Source organism: Streptomyces sp. NPDC090798, from assembly GCF_044768965.1.
GTDB lineage: Bacteria > Actinomycetota > Actinomycetes > Streptomycetales > Streptomycetaceae > Streptomyces.
Genome location: NZ_JBIVXA010000007.1, coordinates 311162 through 326644 on the forward strand (window position 1 = coordinate 311162; position 15483 = coordinate 326644).

12 protein-coding genes and 1 pseudogene are annotated in these 15483 nt (G+C 69.4%); 10 read left to right on the forward strand and 3 right to left on the reverse strand.

From position 1 onward, the window contains the following. Positions 1-16: 16 nt before the first annotated feature. The 6 genes from ACIQTP_RS18160 to ACIQTP_RS18185 all read left to right on the forward strand — a co-directional run bounded on the left by ACIQTP_RS18160 (position 17) and on the right by ACIQTP_RS18185 (position 8719). Positions 17-1465 (forward strand): carboxylesterase/lipase family protein, encoded by a 1449-nt coding sequence (locus ACIQTP_RS18160; protein ID WP_403400933.1) that lies wholly within the window; start codon positions 17-19, stop codon positions 1463-1465. Between the two features lie 58 nt (positions 1466-1523). Then, the gene (locus tag ACIQTP_RS18165; protein ID WP_403400935.1) at positions 1524-2576 is read left to right on the forward strand and encodes an alpha/beta hydrolase family esterase; all 1053 of its coding nucleotides are present in this window, start codon (positions 1524-1526) and stop codon (positions 2574-2576) included. A gap of 459 nt (positions 2577-3035) precedes the next feature. Continuing rightward, positions 3036-3533 carry a hypothetical protein gene (locus ACIQTP_RS18170; RefSeq protein WP_403400936.1) on the forward strand — a complete coding sequence of 166 codons (498 nt, stop codon included), beginning with the start codon at positions 3036-3038 and terminating at the stop codon, positions 3531-3533. 528 nt (positions 3534-4061) lie between these two features. Continuing rightward, on the forward strand, positions 4062-4388 hold the full coding sequence (locus ACIQTP_RS18175; protein ID WP_403400938.1) for a hypothetical protein: 327 nt from the start codon (positions 4062-4064) through the stop codon (positions 4386-4388). Between the two features lie 73 nt (positions 4389-4461). After that, positions 4462-6057 carry an MFS transporter gene (locus ACIQTP_RS18180; RefSeq protein ID WP_390931052.1) on the forward strand — a complete coding sequence of 532 codons (1596 nt, stop codon included), beginning with the start codon at positions 4462-4464 and terminating at the stop codon, positions 6055-6057. 358 nt (positions 6058-6415) lie between these two features. Further along, positions 6416-8719, forward strand: a complete 2304-nt coding sequence (locus ACIQTP_RS18185; RefSeq protein WP_390931053.1) for an MFS transporter — start codon at positions 6416-6418, stop codon at positions 8717-8719. Between the two features lie 291 nt (positions 8720-9010). On the opposite strand, the gene ACIQTP_RS18190 is transcribed toward ACIQTP_RS18185, so the two are convergent. Together ACIQTP_RS18190 and ACIQTP_RS18195 are read right to left on the reverse strand one after the other, a co-directional pair. After that, positions 9011-10132: a PP2C family protein-serine/threonine phosphatase gene (locus ACIQTP_RS18190; RefSeq protein WP_403400941.1), complete on the reverse strand. Its 1122-nt coding sequence runs from the start codon at positions 10130-10132 to the stop codon at positions 9011-9013. A 71-nt stretch (positions 10133-10203) separates the two neighbouring features. Next, positions 10204-10761 carry a TetR family transcriptional regulator gene (locus tag ACIQTP_RS18195; protein WP_390931056.1) on the reverse strand — a complete coding sequence of 186 codons (558 nt, stop codon included), beginning with the start codon at positions 10759-10761 and terminating at the stop codon, positions 10204-10206. A 551-nt stretch (positions 10762-11312) separates the two neighbouring features. Between ACIQTP_RS18195 and ACIQTP_RS18200 the strand changes: the two genes are divergently transcribed. Next, positions 11313-11591, forward strand: a complete 279-nt coding sequence (locus tag ACIQTP_RS18200) for a hypothetical protein (protein WP_391391922.1) — start codon at positions 11313-11315, stop codon at positions 11589-11591. Between the two features lie 97 nt (positions 11592-11688). On the opposite strand, the gene ACIQTP_RS18205 is transcribed toward ACIQTP_RS18200, so the two are convergent. Next, positions 11689-12318 carry a TetR family transcriptional regulator gene (locus ACIQTP_RS18205; RefSeq protein ID WP_390931060.1) on the reverse strand — a complete coding sequence of 210 codons (630 nt, stop codon included), beginning with the start codon at positions 12316-12318 and terminating at the stop codon, positions 11689-11691. A gap of 190 nt (positions 12319-12508) precedes the next feature. Between ACIQTP_RS18205 and ACIQTP_RS18210 the strand changes: the two genes are divergently transcribed. The 3 genes and pseudogenes from ACIQTP_RS18210 (at position 12509) to ACIQTP_RS18220 (ending at position 15449) form a co-directional block, all read left to right on the forward strand. After that, entirely contained in the window at positions 12509-13711 is a 1203-nt protein-coding gene (locus ACIQTP_RS18210; RefSeq protein ID WP_391391923.1) for an FAD-dependent oxidoreductase, read from the forward strand. 225 nt (positions 13712-13936) lie between these two features. Further along, a pseudogene (locus ACIQTP_RS18215) lies at positions 13937-14242 on the forward strand (CocE/NonD family hydrolase); the annotation flags it as partial. Positions 14243-14303: 61 nt separating this feature from the next. Continuing rightward, complete coding sequence (locus tag ACIQTP_RS18220) at positions 14304-15449, forward strand: CocE/NonD family hydrolase (RefSeq protein WP_403400944.1); 1146 nt, start codon at positions 14304-14306, stop codon at positions 15447-15449. Positions 15450-15483 lie beyond the last annotated feature (34 nt).

Here is a 15483-nt window from a genome sequence, read left to right on the forward strand (position 1 = left end):
ATCAGGAGCAGACCCCATGAGTACGGCGTATCCCCAGGTCAACACCGTCCATGGGCCGGTCTGTGGCGAGCGCCGAGCGGATGGCAGCCTGCGCTTCCTCGGAATCCCGTACGCCCGGCCGCCCGTCGGCGAGCTGAGGTTCGCCGCGCCGGTCGCGCCGCAGCCGTGGACCGAGACCCTCGACGCCATCGCGTACGGGCCGACGGCCCAGCGCCGCCCCATCACCGAGGTCACCACCGTCCCGGAGCCCACCATCCCCGGAGACGCGGTCCTCAACGTCAACGTCTTCACGCCGGACACCACCCCCGAGAAGCCGCTGCCCGTCCTGGTCTGGATTCACGGCGGCGGCTACGTCGCCGGCTCGGCGGCCAGCCCCTGGTACGACGGATCCGCCTTCAGCCGGGACGGCGTGGTCCTTGTCTCCCTGGGCTACCGGCTCGGCATCGAGGGCTTCCTCCACCTCGACGACGCCCCGGACAACCGCGGTGTGTTGGACTGGATCGCCGCCCTGGAATGGGTCCGCGACAACATCGCCAAGTTCGGCGGCGACCCGGCCAAGGTGACGATCGCCGGACAGTCCGCGGGCGGCGGTGCCGTACAGACGCTGCTCGCCGTCCCCGCCGCCCGGGGGCTGTTCCGCGGGGTGATCTCCGCGTCCGGCGTCCTCATGCGGCCGGACGGGCCTGATGTCGCGCGTGCCGCCGCGCGCCTGTTCACCGCACGCACCGGAGTGCCCGCCACCGCCGCCGCGTTGCGCGGGCTCGGCCGCGACGAACTGCTCGACCTCCAGGGCCGGCTCCTGGCACCGGGGGCGGACCGCGAGGGACTGCCCCCGATGCAGACCCTTGCACCGTTCGCCGACGGCGAGCTCATCCCCGAACCCGTCTTCACAGCCCTCACCGAAGGCGACGCCGGCGCCGACGTACCGCTCCTGCTGGGTTGTACCGCGCACGAGTTCAACGTGCTTCCGGACCTGCCGGAAACGCCGCCGTTGCCCCAACTCCTGGGTTTCCTCGGCCTGGAGCCCGATCGGGCCGAGACCTTCCGCGCCGCGTACAAGGACCTCGAACCGGATGCGTACTTCGGCCAGGCACTCACCGATGCCACCTTCCGGGTCCCGGCGCTGGCTGTCGCCGCCGCCCGCGCCGCCCGTGACCGTCCCACCTGGCTCTACGAGTTCAGTTGGGCGTCGCCGGTGAACGGGGCGGCTTTCCACTGCCTGGACCTGCCGTTCGCCTTCGATCTGCTCGGCGCCGAGGGCGTCACGGTGGCGACGGGGGCCGCGCCACCACAGGCATTGGCGGACGCCTTGCACCGGTCCTGGGTGGCCTTCGTACGGGATCAGGATCCGGGCACGGAGTGGCCGCGCTTCACAGCGGACGAGCGCGCGGCGATGGTCTGGTCCGCCGAGCCCCATGTCGACGACGACCCCATGAGCCAGGTCCGCGCCATCTGGTCCTCCTGACCCTGGCCCCGGCCCGCACTCCACTTCTCCCCTCCAGGACCTCAAGGAAGGAATCCCAGTGCTCCTGCGTCCCGCACACGTACGCCGCGCACATGGCCTCCTCGCCGCCGCGGCCGCTCTCGCGATTCCCACCGCCGTCGCGGCGCCGGCTGACGCCGTGGAGACGGTCCGATCCGCCGGACCCCGCTGCACACCGGCCGAGCCCGGCCTTACCACCGTCTTTGTCGCCTCTGCCGGAACCACCTACCCGGTGTCGCTCTATATCCCCCGCGGGTACTCGGGACGCAACCCCGTCCCGCTCGTCCTCAACCTGCACGGCAGCGGCTCGAACGGGAACGACCAGCTTGTCATCAGCGGCATGGAACGGGCCGCCGATCAGCACGGGTTCTTGGTGGCCGTGCCCAACGGCGGTACTCCGCAGCCCGGTTCGGAGGGCGGCTACACCTGGGTCCTGCCCGGGGTGCCGAACACCTCAGGTCAGCTGCCCTCCCCGGACGACCGCGACGACGTCCGGTTCCTCTCCGACACCATCACCGCGATCTCCGACGGCTTCTGCGTCGCCTCGGAGCGCGTGTACGCCACCGGCTTCTCCGGCGGAGCGCGGATGGCCTCTCTCCTCGCCTGTCGGCTGGCGGACCGTATCGCCGCCGTCGCCCCGGTCGCGGGCCTGCGGGCCGGCAACCCCGACGCCTCCGATCCGACCCGTCCGGACCCCGAAGGCTGTGTCCCTTCGCGTCCGGTCCCCGTCCTGGCCTTCCACGGGCAGGAGGACATGGTCAATCCCTATGCCGGCGGTGGCCCCGCGTACTGGCAGTACTCGGTTCCCGCGGCCTTCGACCGCTGGGCGGAACTCGACGGTTGTCGCATCGGACCGCGGGGCACACGGCTTACCGAACACGTCACTCTCAGCACCTATCGGGCCTGCCGTCATGGCACGGACGTGAGCATGTACGTGATAGCGGACGGTGGACACACCTGGCCGGGATCGCCCTACCCGGCCGCCTTCCCAGGCCTTGGCAAGGTCTCCACCGAGGTCGACGCCACGGACGTCATGTGGCGCTTCTTCGAGCGGCATCCACTGCGGCGGGGGAGTGCAGCGGAAGTTGGGTGACCACCTCGAAACCGCCTTCGCGGCGAGGCCGGCGTGCTGCCGGCCAGAGACGGCAGGGGCGCGCTCGCGCATGCCGAGGAGACCGATACCGCTGCCCGGCACCGGGGATTCGACGGCACCGCCATTGACAACGGTGACCCGCAACCGGTCGCCGTCGTAGGTGAGCCGCACCTTGGTCATGCCGGTGCCCGCGTGCTTGGTGACGTTGGTGAGCGCCTTCCGCAGGGTGCGACACGACGTGAGGTCTGTCGGGGCACTCAACGGCCGGGGATCTCCTTCGCCGATGACCGTGACCGGGATTCCGGCCTTTCTGGATGAATCGACCAGATCGGGAAGTCCGGCAACTCCGGGAGTGGGTCCCCGAGCGTTGTCCTTGTCACCCGCGCCGCGCAGCAGACCGGCGGTGGCCTTGAGTTCACTCAATGCCATGGAGACGGTTACGGAGAGGCCGGCGGAGATGTGATCGGCCTCGTCGAGTTGCAGGCGCAACAACCAAGTAACGGTACAGGCCCGGAAGTTGGCCAGGACGAGGTGGTGAGCGACCACGACCCGGTCCTGCGCGCTGTCACGACCGAGGAGTTCGTGGCCGCCTCGCCGTCGATGCAGAAGCTGCTGGAGGGTCTGAAGCGCTGTCTGCCTGACCTCCCGGCTGAGGTGCAGACCGAACGCGCGACCATGACGCGTCGTCTCGTCACGCAGATGGCGGCCGAGCGTGAGCGTGCCCTCGCGGGCAACGGGTCGGCGTCCCGCGCCAGTTGGCGCGAGACGGCGCACAGTCTGATCGACGCCGTCGCTGCCTTGCGGCAGGCACCGGTCACGCGCTCGGCCAGGAGCCTCTTGACGCCAGTAGCCCGGCTTGGCCAATCGGGTCGAATCGGTGCAAGCCGGGGGTGCTGTCGAGATCTTCAGCAGGCTTCGCCTGCGCTTGCCGGCCGCTGTTGCTCTTCTGCGACCTGATCCACCAGGCGGGCCGTAACCGCCGGACCGCTTCGGCATGTCGCTGCGAGGCGGCAGGGAAACTAAATCAACGGGTTGACTTAAGTCGCCGGATGGTGTTGCCTGGACCTCCGGGGGCGTCGAGTCGAAGGAGACGGAGTGGCCGCCGGCGGCGACGCGCGAGGCTCGTACCAGCCCTTGGCGTGGGCAGTCGAATGACCCTGGCGCCCGTGCCGGGGCATGCCGAACCGGCGCGCGCAGGGCGTGCGTTGGTGTCGGCCGTGGCGCAGCGACCGTGGACCACAGCGTGGTGGCCGACCGGTCACCGGTGGCCGCTCGGCCACCACGAGGGTGTGCGGGACTGCCTCGCCTTTCCGCGGCGGCCGGATCTCGAACACGCTCTTCCCGGCGGGCGTGAGCCCCAGGCCGTGAGCGGTTTCCTGGCCGCGCTCCACGGGTTGGCCTGCTCCGGCCTACGCACCGGCATGGCCGGGCCAACCAACGGACTCGACGATTCCTTGCTGGCCCCTGACGAGCGAAGAGTAAGCAGTGACCAGCGCAGTAGAAAATGCGACGAGCGAAACCTCTGGGGACGTTCCGGACCAGGACATCGACAGGCGCGGGCGGTGTCCCCTCGATCCGGCGCCCGCGATGAGGGCACAGCAGGCAGAAGGCCCGTTGACGCAGATCCGTCTGTGGGACGGCAGCAGCGCATGGCTGGTGACCGGCTGTGACGCGCGCCGTGCGGCGTTGTCCGACCTGAGGGTCGGCGTGGATCCCATGCGTTCTGGTGCTCCGAAGCTCCTCGTCGGCGAGGTCGACGAGGGCGTCGAGCTGCTTGAGCGAAAGGAGGGTGTCCGCACCGTGATCGTGTAACCACGAACCGACGCCTGCCCAACGATTCCCCCCCCCCCCGCCTTTCTTCGACAGTCCCCGGAGTTTCCACGCGATGAGCACAACCGCAATCAACGAGTCCGTCACCGCAGACGCACAGCCCAAGGTCCAACGACAGGTCCTCGTGGCCCTCAGCGGCTTGCTCATCGCGCTCTTCGTCGCGACCCTGAGCAGTACCGTGGTCTCGACCGCGCTGCCCAAGATGGTCGGCGCGTTGCACGGCTCGCAGACCCAGTACACCTGGATCGTCACCGCGACCCTGCTCACCACGACCGCCACCACCCCGATCTGGGGCAAGCTGGCCGACCTGTTCAGCAAGAAGACCCTCGTACAAATAGCCGTCATCGTCTTCGTACTCGGCTCGGTGGCGGCGGGCGTGAGCCAGTCTCCCGGGCAGCTCATCGCCTCGCGCGCCCTGCAGGGCGTAGGTGTCGGCGGCGTGCAGGCTCTCGTCCAGATCGCCATCGCGGCGATGATCCCGCCCCGCGAACGAGGCCGGTACAGCGGCTACCTCAGCAGCGTCACGGCCCTGTCGACCATCGGCGGACCGCTGCTCGGCGGTTTCATCGTCGACACCTCGTGGCTGGGCTGGCGGTGGTGCTTCCTCATCAGCCTCCCGGTCGCCCTCGCCGCACTGGTCCTGCTCCAGCGAACGCTGAGCCTCCCGGTCGTCCGACGTGACAACGTGAAGATCGACTACCTGGGTGCGACTCTGATCACCTCGGGCGTCAGCGTGCTGCTCGTCTGGATCTCGTTCGTCGACAGCTCGTTCGCCTGGGCTTCCTGGCAGACCGCCGCCATGGTCGGTGCGGCACTGGTCCTGCTGTCCGTCGCCATGTGGGTCGAAACGCGCGCCGCCGAACCCATCGTGCCCCTGCACATCATCAAGCAGCGCACCACCGTGCTGGCCATCCTCGGCAGTCTCGCCTCCGGCACGGCCATGTTCGCGGCCTCGGTCTACCTCAGCCAGTACTTCCAGACCAGCCGCGGCTACACGGCCACCGAGGCGGGACTGCTGACGATCCCGATGATGGGCGGCATCCTCGTCTCCTCCATCCTCGCGGGCCGGCTGCTCAGCAAGACCGGAAAGCTCAAGCCGTTCGTCGTCGTCGGCTCCGTCCTGCTCACGGCTGGGTTCGCCGGGCTCGGCACCATTGACCACCAGACGTCGCTGGTCTTCATGAGTGTCGCGATGCTGTGCATCGGCGCCGGCGTCGGTATGACCACGCAGAACTTCATCCTCGTCGTCCAGAACTCCGTCCCGATGAAGGACATCGGCACGGCCAGCACCACGGTCACCTTCTTCCGCTCCCTGGGCGGCACGTTCGGCGTCACCGTTCTGGGAGCCGTCCTGGCTCGTCAGGTCACCAACGGAATCTCGCAAGATCACGAACCGGCCGCCGTCGCCTACGGCGACGCGACCGGAACCATCTTCCTGATCGCAGCCGGTATCGCCACACTAGGCATCCTCGCGGCGGTCCTGCTGAAGCCGGTCGTCCTGCGCACGAGCCTCGACACACCCGAAGTGAGGGAATCGTCTGCCACCGAGGCGGCAGGCGGTGCCGCTGATTCCGACAGAACGGCCGACGCGTCCGAAGGGGATGCGACCGGCTCGGCGCCTGACAACGTGCGGCCCGATCCGAATCGATGAGGCCTCACACCTGGCCGATGCGTACGGGGGCGCCTGGGACGGCCGGACAACAACCGGCGCGTCCCGGGACGTGCGCGGAGCGTGATCCAGCCGGGCTCCGTTCCGGCGGGATCACACTCGTGGCGCGCCCAGCATGAAGACGGCTGCCATGACACAGGGCTCCGACGTCGAGTTCCGCCCATGGCGGAGATTGCCGCCCTGCGGGAGACAGTCCCCCGCCCCGAATTCGCCCTCGTTTCCGTTCCCGAGACCCAGGGTCACGAGGCCCTTGCGAAACGATTTAGTTTTGCTTAACTTAGTCAAGTACATTGCTTGTGCTGTGTCGCGCAACCCCGATCGTCCCTACGGAGGCCCGACCATGTCCCACGCACAACCCCGAACCGCCGAGACCGAAGGGCAGCCGGTATCGCGGACCAACGCAGTCGTGGCCGTGCTGGCTTTCGGCGGCATCGTGGTCGCGCTGATGCAGACGCTGGTGATCCCTATCGTTCCCGAGCTGCCGAAGCTCCTGAACGCACCGGCGTCCGACACCGCGTGGGCCGTCACCGCCACTCTGCTCGCCGGCGCCGTCGCCGTCCCGATCATGGGGCGACTCGGAGACATGTACGGCAAGCGCAGGATGCTGCTGGTCAGCCTGCTGCTGCTGGTTACCGGCTCGGTGATCGCAGGGCTCAGCAGCTCCCTCGCTCCGATGATCGTCGGGCGCGTGCTGCAAGGCATGGCAGGCGGTGTGATCGCGCTCGGCATCAGCATCATGCGCGACGAACTGCCCGCCGAACGGCTTGGCTCGGCCACCGCCCTGATGAGCGCTTCCCTCGGCGTCGGAGCCGCCCTCGGCCTGCCTGCCGCGGCCGTCATCGCCGACAATTTCGACTGGCACTGGCTGTTCTGGAGCTCGGGCGCCCTGGGCGCCGTCGCCCTCGTCCTCGTGCTGGTCCTGGTGCCCGAGTCCAAAGTGCGCACCGGTGGCAGCCTCGATGTGATCGGCGCCCTCGGCATGGCGATCGGTCTGATCTGCCTCTTGCTGCCCATCTCCAAGGGTGCCGACTGGGGCTGGGGCGGCATCACCACTCTCGGCCTGTTCGCCACGTCCGTTGTCGTCCTGCTGCTGTGGGGCTGGTACGAGCTGCGCGCCGAGCAGCCGCTCGTCGACCTGCGTACCACCGCGCGTCGTCAGGTGCTGGTCACCAACCTCGCCTCGATCGCCCTCGGGTTCGGCATGTTCGCGATGTCCTTGGTCATTCCGCAGCTCCTGCAGTTGCCTGAGGCGACCGGATACGGTCTGGGTGAGTCGCTGCTCACCGCCGGCCTGGTCATGGCGCCGTCCGGCCTGGTGATGATGCTGATGGCCCCGCTCTCCTCCGCCCTCTCGAGGGCCAGGGGCCCCAAGGCGAGCCTCATGCTCGGCTCCCTGATCGTGGCAGCCGGCTACGGCCTGCAGATTCTGCTGATGAACGAGATCTGGCAGTTCGTACTGGTCTCCAGCGTCATCGGCTCCGGCATCGGCTTCACCTACGGAGCGATGCCCTCGCTCATCATGGGCGCCGTGCCGCCGTCCCAGTCGGGTGCCGCCAACGGCCTCAACACCCTGATGCGCTCCCTCGGCACCTCGTCCGCCAGCGCCGTCGCCGGCGTCATCCTGGCGCAGATGACCACCAACCTCGGCGGTGTCGCCGTGCCCTCCGAGAACGGCTTCAAGGTGGTCCTGGCCATCGGCGGTGGCGCGGCCCTGCTTGCCTTCGCGGTCGCGTCCTTCATCCCGCGCCACCGTCCGGCGGGCTCGGCGGCACCGACGTCGCAGTTGCCTGCTCCGGCCACGCCCACGGCTCCGGCCACCACGCTGGAGAAGCCGCCCGCCTCCACCGTCGGCGAGGAACTCGTCACCACCGCGAGCGTCGGGACCCCCGCCATACCGGTACGTGGCTTCGTGCGCGGCGCCGAGAAGGTATCCGTCCCGGGCGCCGCGGTGACGCTGATCTCCTTGGAGGGACGGCAGTTGGGCCGGTCGGTCGCGCAGGCCGACGGCGCCTACGCGGTGCACGCCCCCGGCACGGGCTCTTACGTCCTGATCGCCTCCTCCGACGGCCACCAGCCGCAGGCCTCGACGATCGTCGTCAACGGCGAGCCCGTCTCCTACGACATCCTGCTGAGCGGCACCAGCGGTCTGACCGGAGCGGTGCGGTCTGACAGCGGGGCGCCGGTGGTCGGTGCGGTCGTCATCGTGACGGACGTACGAGGTGATGTCCTGTCCAGCGCACAGACAAACTCCATGGGCGAGTTCACGATCGCGGACCTGGTCCCGGGCACGGTGACCCTCGCGGTCAACTCCCCCAAGCACCGCCCGCTCGCCCTGCCCGTCGAGATCGGCGCCACGGGCGCCACGCACATCGAGATCGAACTGCACCCCGGGGCCAACGTCCGGGGCACGGTGCGCGGCGCGGGTGTCCCGCTGAGCGACGCGAACGTCACGCTGATGGACGCGGCGGGCAACGTGGTCGCCACCACGACGACCGGCACGGATGGCGCGTACGCCTTCTCCGACCTTGACGGCGGCGAGTACACGATCATCGCGAGGGGCTATCCGCCGAGGGTGACCGGAGTGGCGGTCTCCACCGGCGGCATCGACGAGCACGACATCGAACTGGCCCACACGGGCGAGTAGTTCAGCATCGGCCGGCGGGGCGCCTGCCGAGGCGGCGGTGCGCCCCGCGACCCTGTCGCCGGGCCTCCGCGGCCGGAGGGCGATCGAGCAGAACGGCAAGGGCGACCTGGCGGCACTGCTGACAGGCGACGACACCCGGGCCGTTGCCTGATCCTCCAACATCCCGTGATGCGCGGTTACACCTACAGGCCCGCACTGAGCTCATCGATGCCCGGGCGGCCGGGGCCCCGGGCGAAATGGCTGGCGCATACAGCAGAAGGAACGCACCGGTCACCACGACGGCGGCCGTCCTCAGCGGTGCGGAGACCGGCGGACGGTCAGGACGGCGACATCGTCGTGTTGGTCGTCATTGTTGGTGAAGGCGCGGGCGTCTTCGTACAGGGCCTGTGGCAGCTCGGTGGGGGAGAGGCCGAGGTGGCTCGTCAGTCGCTCGTCGACCGGGTAGAACGTACCGTCGGCGGCGCGGGTCTCGGTGAGTCCGTCGGTGCTCAGGAGCAGTGTCGAACCGGCCGGGAACGCGAACCAGTCCACGGTCGTGGGTTCGGCGGCGAGTTCGGCGAGCCCGAGCGGGACGCCGGAGTCCAGCGGAGGTGTGGTGACAACGCCGTTGTGCACCAACCGGGGCTGGATATGGCCACAGTTGACGACCTGAGCCTCGGCACCGCCATCGACGCAGATGACGAGCGCGGTCACGAACCGCTCGTCGTCGCCGATCTGTTCGGCGTACGAGTTGTGGCGGACGACAGCGGCGTCCAAGATGTCGACGAGCGCGGTGAGCGTGGGCTCGCGATGGGCGGCCTCGCGGAAGGCCCCGATGACGGCGAACGCGGCGCCCACGGCGGCCAGTCCCTTGCCCTGCACGTCTCCGATCAATACCCGGGTCCCCCAGGGCGAGGCCACGACGTCGTAGATGTCGCCGCCGACCAGCCGGTCCTCCTGCACGGGTTCGTAGACGCCGTTGACCAGGATGTCCTCGGTCACAACGGGGAGGGGGTGCAGGATGTGCCGCTGCATGGCCGCGGCGGTGGAGCGCAACCGGAGCATCTCGTGCTCACGCTTGATGCGCCGGTGGCAGGCGTAGACGGAGGCCATTCCCAGGGTGAGGGTGAGCAGCACCAGCAGTACCCGGTCGAGCCACTGGCCGCTGTCACCACCCCGGAGCAGCACGGTGAGGGTGACGACGAGCGTGGTCCACCCCGAGACGAACCTCGTCTGTCGAACGGTGCACAGTGCCGAGGCCGTGCCCGGGAGGAAGACCAGCAGACCGAGGAGCCACACGGCGGATCCGGACAGGACCCCGAGGAGCTCCACCAGGATCGTCACCGACACCACGCCGACGATCATGTCGAGGTTGCCCGGGGGCTCAATGGCCTCAAGGACGTGGGCGGGCCTCTTTCGACGGATGTGGGGCATGGGAACTCCTGGGCAGGTGGTGATCTCTCTGTACGTCGTACAGGCGGCAGGCACGCGGGCCCTCCGTGTCGTCAGTCCGGCGGATGGGCTGAGGCGAGCAGGTCGAGTGCGACGTCGAGAGCCGCGGCCCGCTTCTCCTCGGGCGGGCCGTCGACGTCGTCCGGGGCGAGCACCGCCGCGTGCAGTGTCAGCACCGCGCCGATGCAGCGGAACTGGTCGGGAAGGCTTGCTTCGCCGTCCCTGAAGAGCGCGACCAGGCGCTTCGTCGTCTCCTGGAACGCCGCGCCCACGGGCAGGTCGCGGACGGCCGCCCGGTTGGCGTAGAAGGCCCGCAGGAGCGGCGCCGTCCGGGCGAGGGACGTCTCGTACCGGCGCAGGGCCTCCTGTTTGGTCGCCAGGCAGGGAGGCGCGGCCAGGGCCCACTCGATCACCTCGGTGACAGGTCCGATCCACTCCTCGAAGAGGGCGGTGAGGATGTCCTCCTTGGCCTTGAAGTGGTAGTAGAGCGCGGCTTTGGTGACTCCGAGACGCTCGGCGATCTCGCGGAGGGAAGTCCGCTCGTACCCCTGCTCGGTGAAGAGTTCCAGAGCCGCCTGCTGGATGCGTCTGTGCGTGTCGCTCGTTCTCATGTCACCCACTTGGGGATTCGCCGACGTCAGGTTCTGGGGGCATCCCGGCATTACTGGAGATGTCCTGAGGGGAAGGCCGTTCCAGGCCTTCGTTCCGGAGGCTTCGGCCGGAGCGAGCGGTCCTCCGGGGCTTGCTCCCCCGGAGGACGCAGTGACGGAGGATCGGTGGCGCGGCCCCTGTGGTGCCCACGGGCTGGGTGACGGCGTCCGGCATGTCGAGGTCTCCGGTCTGAACGGGTTCGGCCAATCTTAAATCAACGGGTTGATTTAAAATGTAGCGGAGTATGGCGCCCCGATCAAGCGGAACGCCGCCCGGTCGCGCAGTTACCAGGCTGGGCCTGGCTGGTCGATGGGCGTCGCGGTATCGAGCCGGGTGAGGCCATCGTGCTGGTCGGGCTTGCCGCCGATGCACTGTTCTGCGCGGCGAGGGTGACGGTCGGTTGGGGACTGTCCTGTCCCGCCCTGTCGGGCGGACAGGTTCCAGGCTGGCCGTGCCGGAGGGGTGGGGTGGGCGCGCCACCGGGTGGGCGCGTCCGCTGCGTCCTGTTGTCGTGCCGGTAGAGCGTGCGGCCGTTGATGACCGGTTCCTGTGGCCAGTCCACAACGGGATCTTCCGCTATCTCGGCTTCGACGTGCTGCCGCCGTACGTCGCCTGGATGCCGGGCAGGGTGTCCCCGGAGCGGCGGGAGACATACCTGAAGGACTACGCCGAGCGCTTGCTGACCCTGGAGGGCACCGAGGCCTTGTTCTTCCACCCCGCCGAGGACTACGGCCCCGACGAGCGGCTCAAGCAGGGAGTTGTGGCCCGCAGCGGCTTCCAGTGGGGGTGATGGTGCGACGTCGGTGCGTCTGCCGATGCGGCGGAATGCTCCCGGATCCCAGCCGGTCGGCGGCCTGACCTTCGAATGCGTCGTGAACCCGCTGACGTCAGATCGGGAACTTGTCCGGGCGTGGGTGCTTCAGCAGGGCGGTGGCCGGGGGCAGCGGATTCGCCCCGGTGGGCGACAGGGCATCGAGAACGAAGGCGACGTAGCGACGCCACCCCTCGGCCTGGGCGTCCATGGTCCACAGGACGCTGAAGAGCATGACCATGAACCTGGGCAGGTCTTCGGGGACCAGATCGGCGCGGACGAGTCCGGCCCGCTGGCTACGGCGGGCCAGTTCGGCCAGTGCCGCGTGGAACTCGGCGGCGACATCCGCAGTGAGTGAGTCGGCCATCCGTGCGGCTGCCAGGGTGTTGTGTTCGCGGGCCGCCAGGGTCAGCGCCGCTTCGATCAACGTGGTGAGGCCGTGCAGCGGGTTGTCGTCCTCGAGGGCGCGTGCCTGGGCGGGAGAGAGGTCCTCGGCGAGGCACTGCTCAAGCGCGGCCCGGGCGAGCACCCCCTTGTCCGGGAACCGGCGATAGAGCGTCGAGATGCCGACGCCGGCGTGGCGCGCGATCTCCTCGAGCGGGGCATCAGCTCCCTGCTCCGCCCAGACCTTCCGTGCGGCGCGCTGGATCCGCTCGGCGTTGCGCGCGGCGTCGGCGCGCAGTTGTCGCGAGGTATCCGTAGTCACCAACCCAGTCTAACAACCGGTAGTGCACTCCCGCTTATGGTTCACTGGTGCAAGTAGTAGTTGGCTTCCAGTTGTGGGAGGAGAGTCGAGTGAAGGTGACAGTCGACACCGGGGAGTGGATGGCCGCCCGGCACCGCGTGTTGGGCGCCTCGCGGGTCTGCCCGACCGTGACCGTCCTTCTGGCGGCGGCATGAACCGCGTGGTGGTCGTCGGTGCGTCGGCCGGCGGGCTGGCCACGGCGGAAGCGCTGCGCAGAGCGAAGCACGAGGGCGAGATCACGCTCGTCGGTGACGAGTTGCATCTCCCGTACGACCGGCCGCCACTGTCCAAGCAACTGCTGTGCGGGCAGTGGGAACCCGACCGGCTCAGCCTGCGATCGACTGCCGCCATCGAGGCACTGGGCCTGGAATGGCGCCTTGGTGTGCCTGCGACCGGGCTGGACACGGTGCAGCGCGTGGTGACGCTGGCTGACGGCTCCGAGGTGCCCTACGACGATCTGGTCGTGGCGACCGGTGTTCGCCCCCGCCGCCTGCCGGAAGGCGACAAGCTGGCCGGGGTGCACGTCCTGCGCACCTTGCCGGACGCGTTGGCGCTCAAAGCGGCACTGCGCCCCGGAGGGCGGCTGGTGATCGTCGGCGCCGGGTTCGTCGGCGCGGAGGTGGCCGCCACGGCCCGCGGCCTCGGGGTCGAGGTGACTCTGCTGGAGTCGGCGGCGGTCCCGCTGGCACTGGCCGTCGGCGAGGAAGCCGGACGGTTCCTCACCGGCCTTCACCACGACCAGGGCGTCGAGGTGCGGACGAATGCCGCGGTCGTCGAGCTCCTCGGCGCCGACGGCGTTGTCACCGGTGTACGGCTGGCCGATGGGACCGTCCTCCCGGCCGACGACGTGCTGGTCGCCATCGGCTCGATCCCCAACACCGAGTGGCTCGCCGGCAGCGGGCTCACCGTGGACAACGGGCTGGTGTGTGACGAGTACTGTGCCGCCGCGCCCGGCGTGTACGGGGTCGGGGATGTGGCCCGCTGGTACAACCCGCTCTTCGACACAGTGATGCGCGTCGAGCACCGTACCCATGCCGCCGAGCAGGGCATGGCCGTCGCTCGCAACCTGCTCCACTCGGATGAGAAGCGCCCCTTCGCCCCGGTTCCGTACTTCTGGTCCGACCAGTACGGAACCAAGTTCCAGGCGTACGGAAACCTGCGTGACCACGACGAGGCGGTTGTTCTGGACAGCGACCTAGGGGCCCGGCAGCTCTTTGTCGCCTACCGCAAGGGCGACCAGCTGACCGGCGTACTGGTTGCGGGAAAATCCCCCAAGATCATGCGTGCGTGGCGAGCCCTCATCTCCTGTACCACTCCGTGGACCGACGCGCTGACCGCCCCGATCGCCGCGTGACCAACTAGGACGAGGTTCTCCCCTTGGGCAGAGCAATCTGAGAGTGACCGAGTGGAGCGGTCATCGGTCGGCCGAGGCGTGTGGCCTCGGCCTGCATGCGGCACGCGAGCCGCGTCGAGACGAGGAGAACCCGTGCAGCCGATCAGCCATCTCGCCCAACGTGTCCTCAAGTTGGACCCGCCGCTGACGCGAGACGTGATCGTTCAGCGGGATCTGCGCATGCCGATGCCCGACGACACCGTGCTGCTGGCCGACCGGTGGGCACCGCGGTCCGGCGGCGAGGGCCTGCCGCTCGTACTGGTGCGTTCCCCGTACGGTCGACGGGGGCCGGTCGGCGTGCAACTGGGTCGGGTGCCCGCCGAGCGCGGCTTCCAGGTGCTGATCCAGAGCGTGCGGGGCACCCATGGCTCGGGCGGCGTGTTCGACCCCATGCGCCAGGAACGGGACGACGGCCTGGCCACCCTGGAGTGGGTGGTCGAGCAGCCGTGGTGCGGCGAGTCTGTCGTGCTGGTCGGTGCCAGTTACCTCGGCTATGTGCAGTGGGCCGTGGCCGACCGGTTGCCGCCACAGGTCAAGGCGATGATCCCGAAACATGACCGAGTCCGCGCTGACCCTGGAGTTCCTCCGCGCCGACGGCCTGTCCCTGGAGACGCCGTTCACCTGGGGCGTGAACAACGCCCTCCCCGAGCCGACCGGCGTACTGCGCGGGTTGGCCCAGATGCGGAGAAAGCAACGGGCGCTGGACACCCTGCCGTTGAGCGGGGCCGACGTCGCCGCCACCGGGCAGCGCGTCGAGTACATCCAGGACATCCTCACCCACGACGCGGACTCCCCGCGCTGGACCGGGCTCGACCACCGGCACCGGGTGCCCGAGGCGGCCGTGCCGGTGAGTTCGGTCGGCGGCTGGTTCGACATCTTCCTGCCCGGCCAGATCCGCGACTTCCAAGCCCTGCAGGCGGCGGGCCGGCACGCGCGGTTGACGATCGGCCCGTGGACACACGCCAACCTCGACAACACACCGACACGCGAACTGCTCAGCTTCGGACTCGCCCTCGCGCGCGGCGAGCGCCCACCGGAGCGGGCTCCCGTGCGCCTCTATGTGATGGGCGAGGAGGCCTGGGGCGACTTCCCGTCCTGGCCACCACCCGGCTACCGGCCCCAGCGCTTCCACCTCCAGTCCGGTGGCGCCCTGTCCACCGGGGCGCCCGCCGATTCGGCGCCCGATCGGTACCGCTACGACCCGACGGATCCCACTCCTGCGGTGGGCGGTGCGCGCGCAGCCGGCGGCGGTCGCAAGGACAACACCAAGTTGGAGGCGCGGCCGGACGTCCTCACGTACACCACCACCGTCCTCGACCAGGACGTCGAGGTCGTCGGTGAGGTCAGTGCGGAGATCTGGTTCCGCTCCAGCCGGCCCTTCGCCGACGTGTTCGTGCGACTGTGCGACGTGGATGGCCGCGGCCGCTCGGTCAACGTCTGCGACGGCCTGGTCTCGCTCTCAGGTGCGGACAAACTCTCCCGCGCCACCGTGCGACTGTGGCCGACGGCCTACCGGTTCCGGCGCGGACACCGCATCAGAGTGCAGGTCTCCAGCGGTGCCTTCCCTCGGTACGCCCGCAACCCCGGCACGGGAGTGTCACCTGCCACCGCCACCGAACTCCGCACGGCCGACCAGGAGGTGTTTCACGCCCCCGCCCGACCGTCGGCCATCATCCTGCCCATGCACGGGGCGCGATAGCGCGGTTGTGGAAGCGATGGGTGGCGTCGTGACC

Coding starts and splice junctions, on each gene's coding strand:
- ACIQTP_RS18160 (WP_403400933.1), top strand. CDS start 17: ATGAGTACGGCGTATCCCCAGGTCAACACCGTCCATGGGCCGGTCTGT.
- ACIQTP_RS18180 (WP_390931052.1), top strand. CDS start 4,462: ATGAGCACAACCGCAATCAACGAGTCCGTCACCGCAGACGCACAGCCC.
- ACIQTP_RS18185 (WP_390931053.1), top strand. CDS start 6,416: ATGTCCCACGCACAACCCCGAACCGCCGAGACCGAAGGGCAGCCGGTA.
- ACIQTP_RS18190 (WP_403400941.1), bottom strand. CDS start 10,132: ATGCCCCACATCCGTCGAAAGAGGCCCGCCCACGTCCTTGAGGCCATT.
- ACIQTP_RS18195 (WP_390931056.1), bottom strand. CDS start 10,761: ATGAGAACGAGCGACACGCACAGACGCATCCAGCAGGCGGCTCTGGAA.
- ACIQTP_RS18210 (WP_391391923.1), top strand. CDS start 12,509: ATGAACCGCGTGGTGGTCGTCGGTGCGTCGGCCGGCGGGCTGGCCACG.
- ACIQTP_RS18220 (WP_403400944.1), top strand. CDS start 14,304: ATGACCGAGTCCGCGCTGACCCTGGAGTTCCTCCGCGCCGACGGCCTG.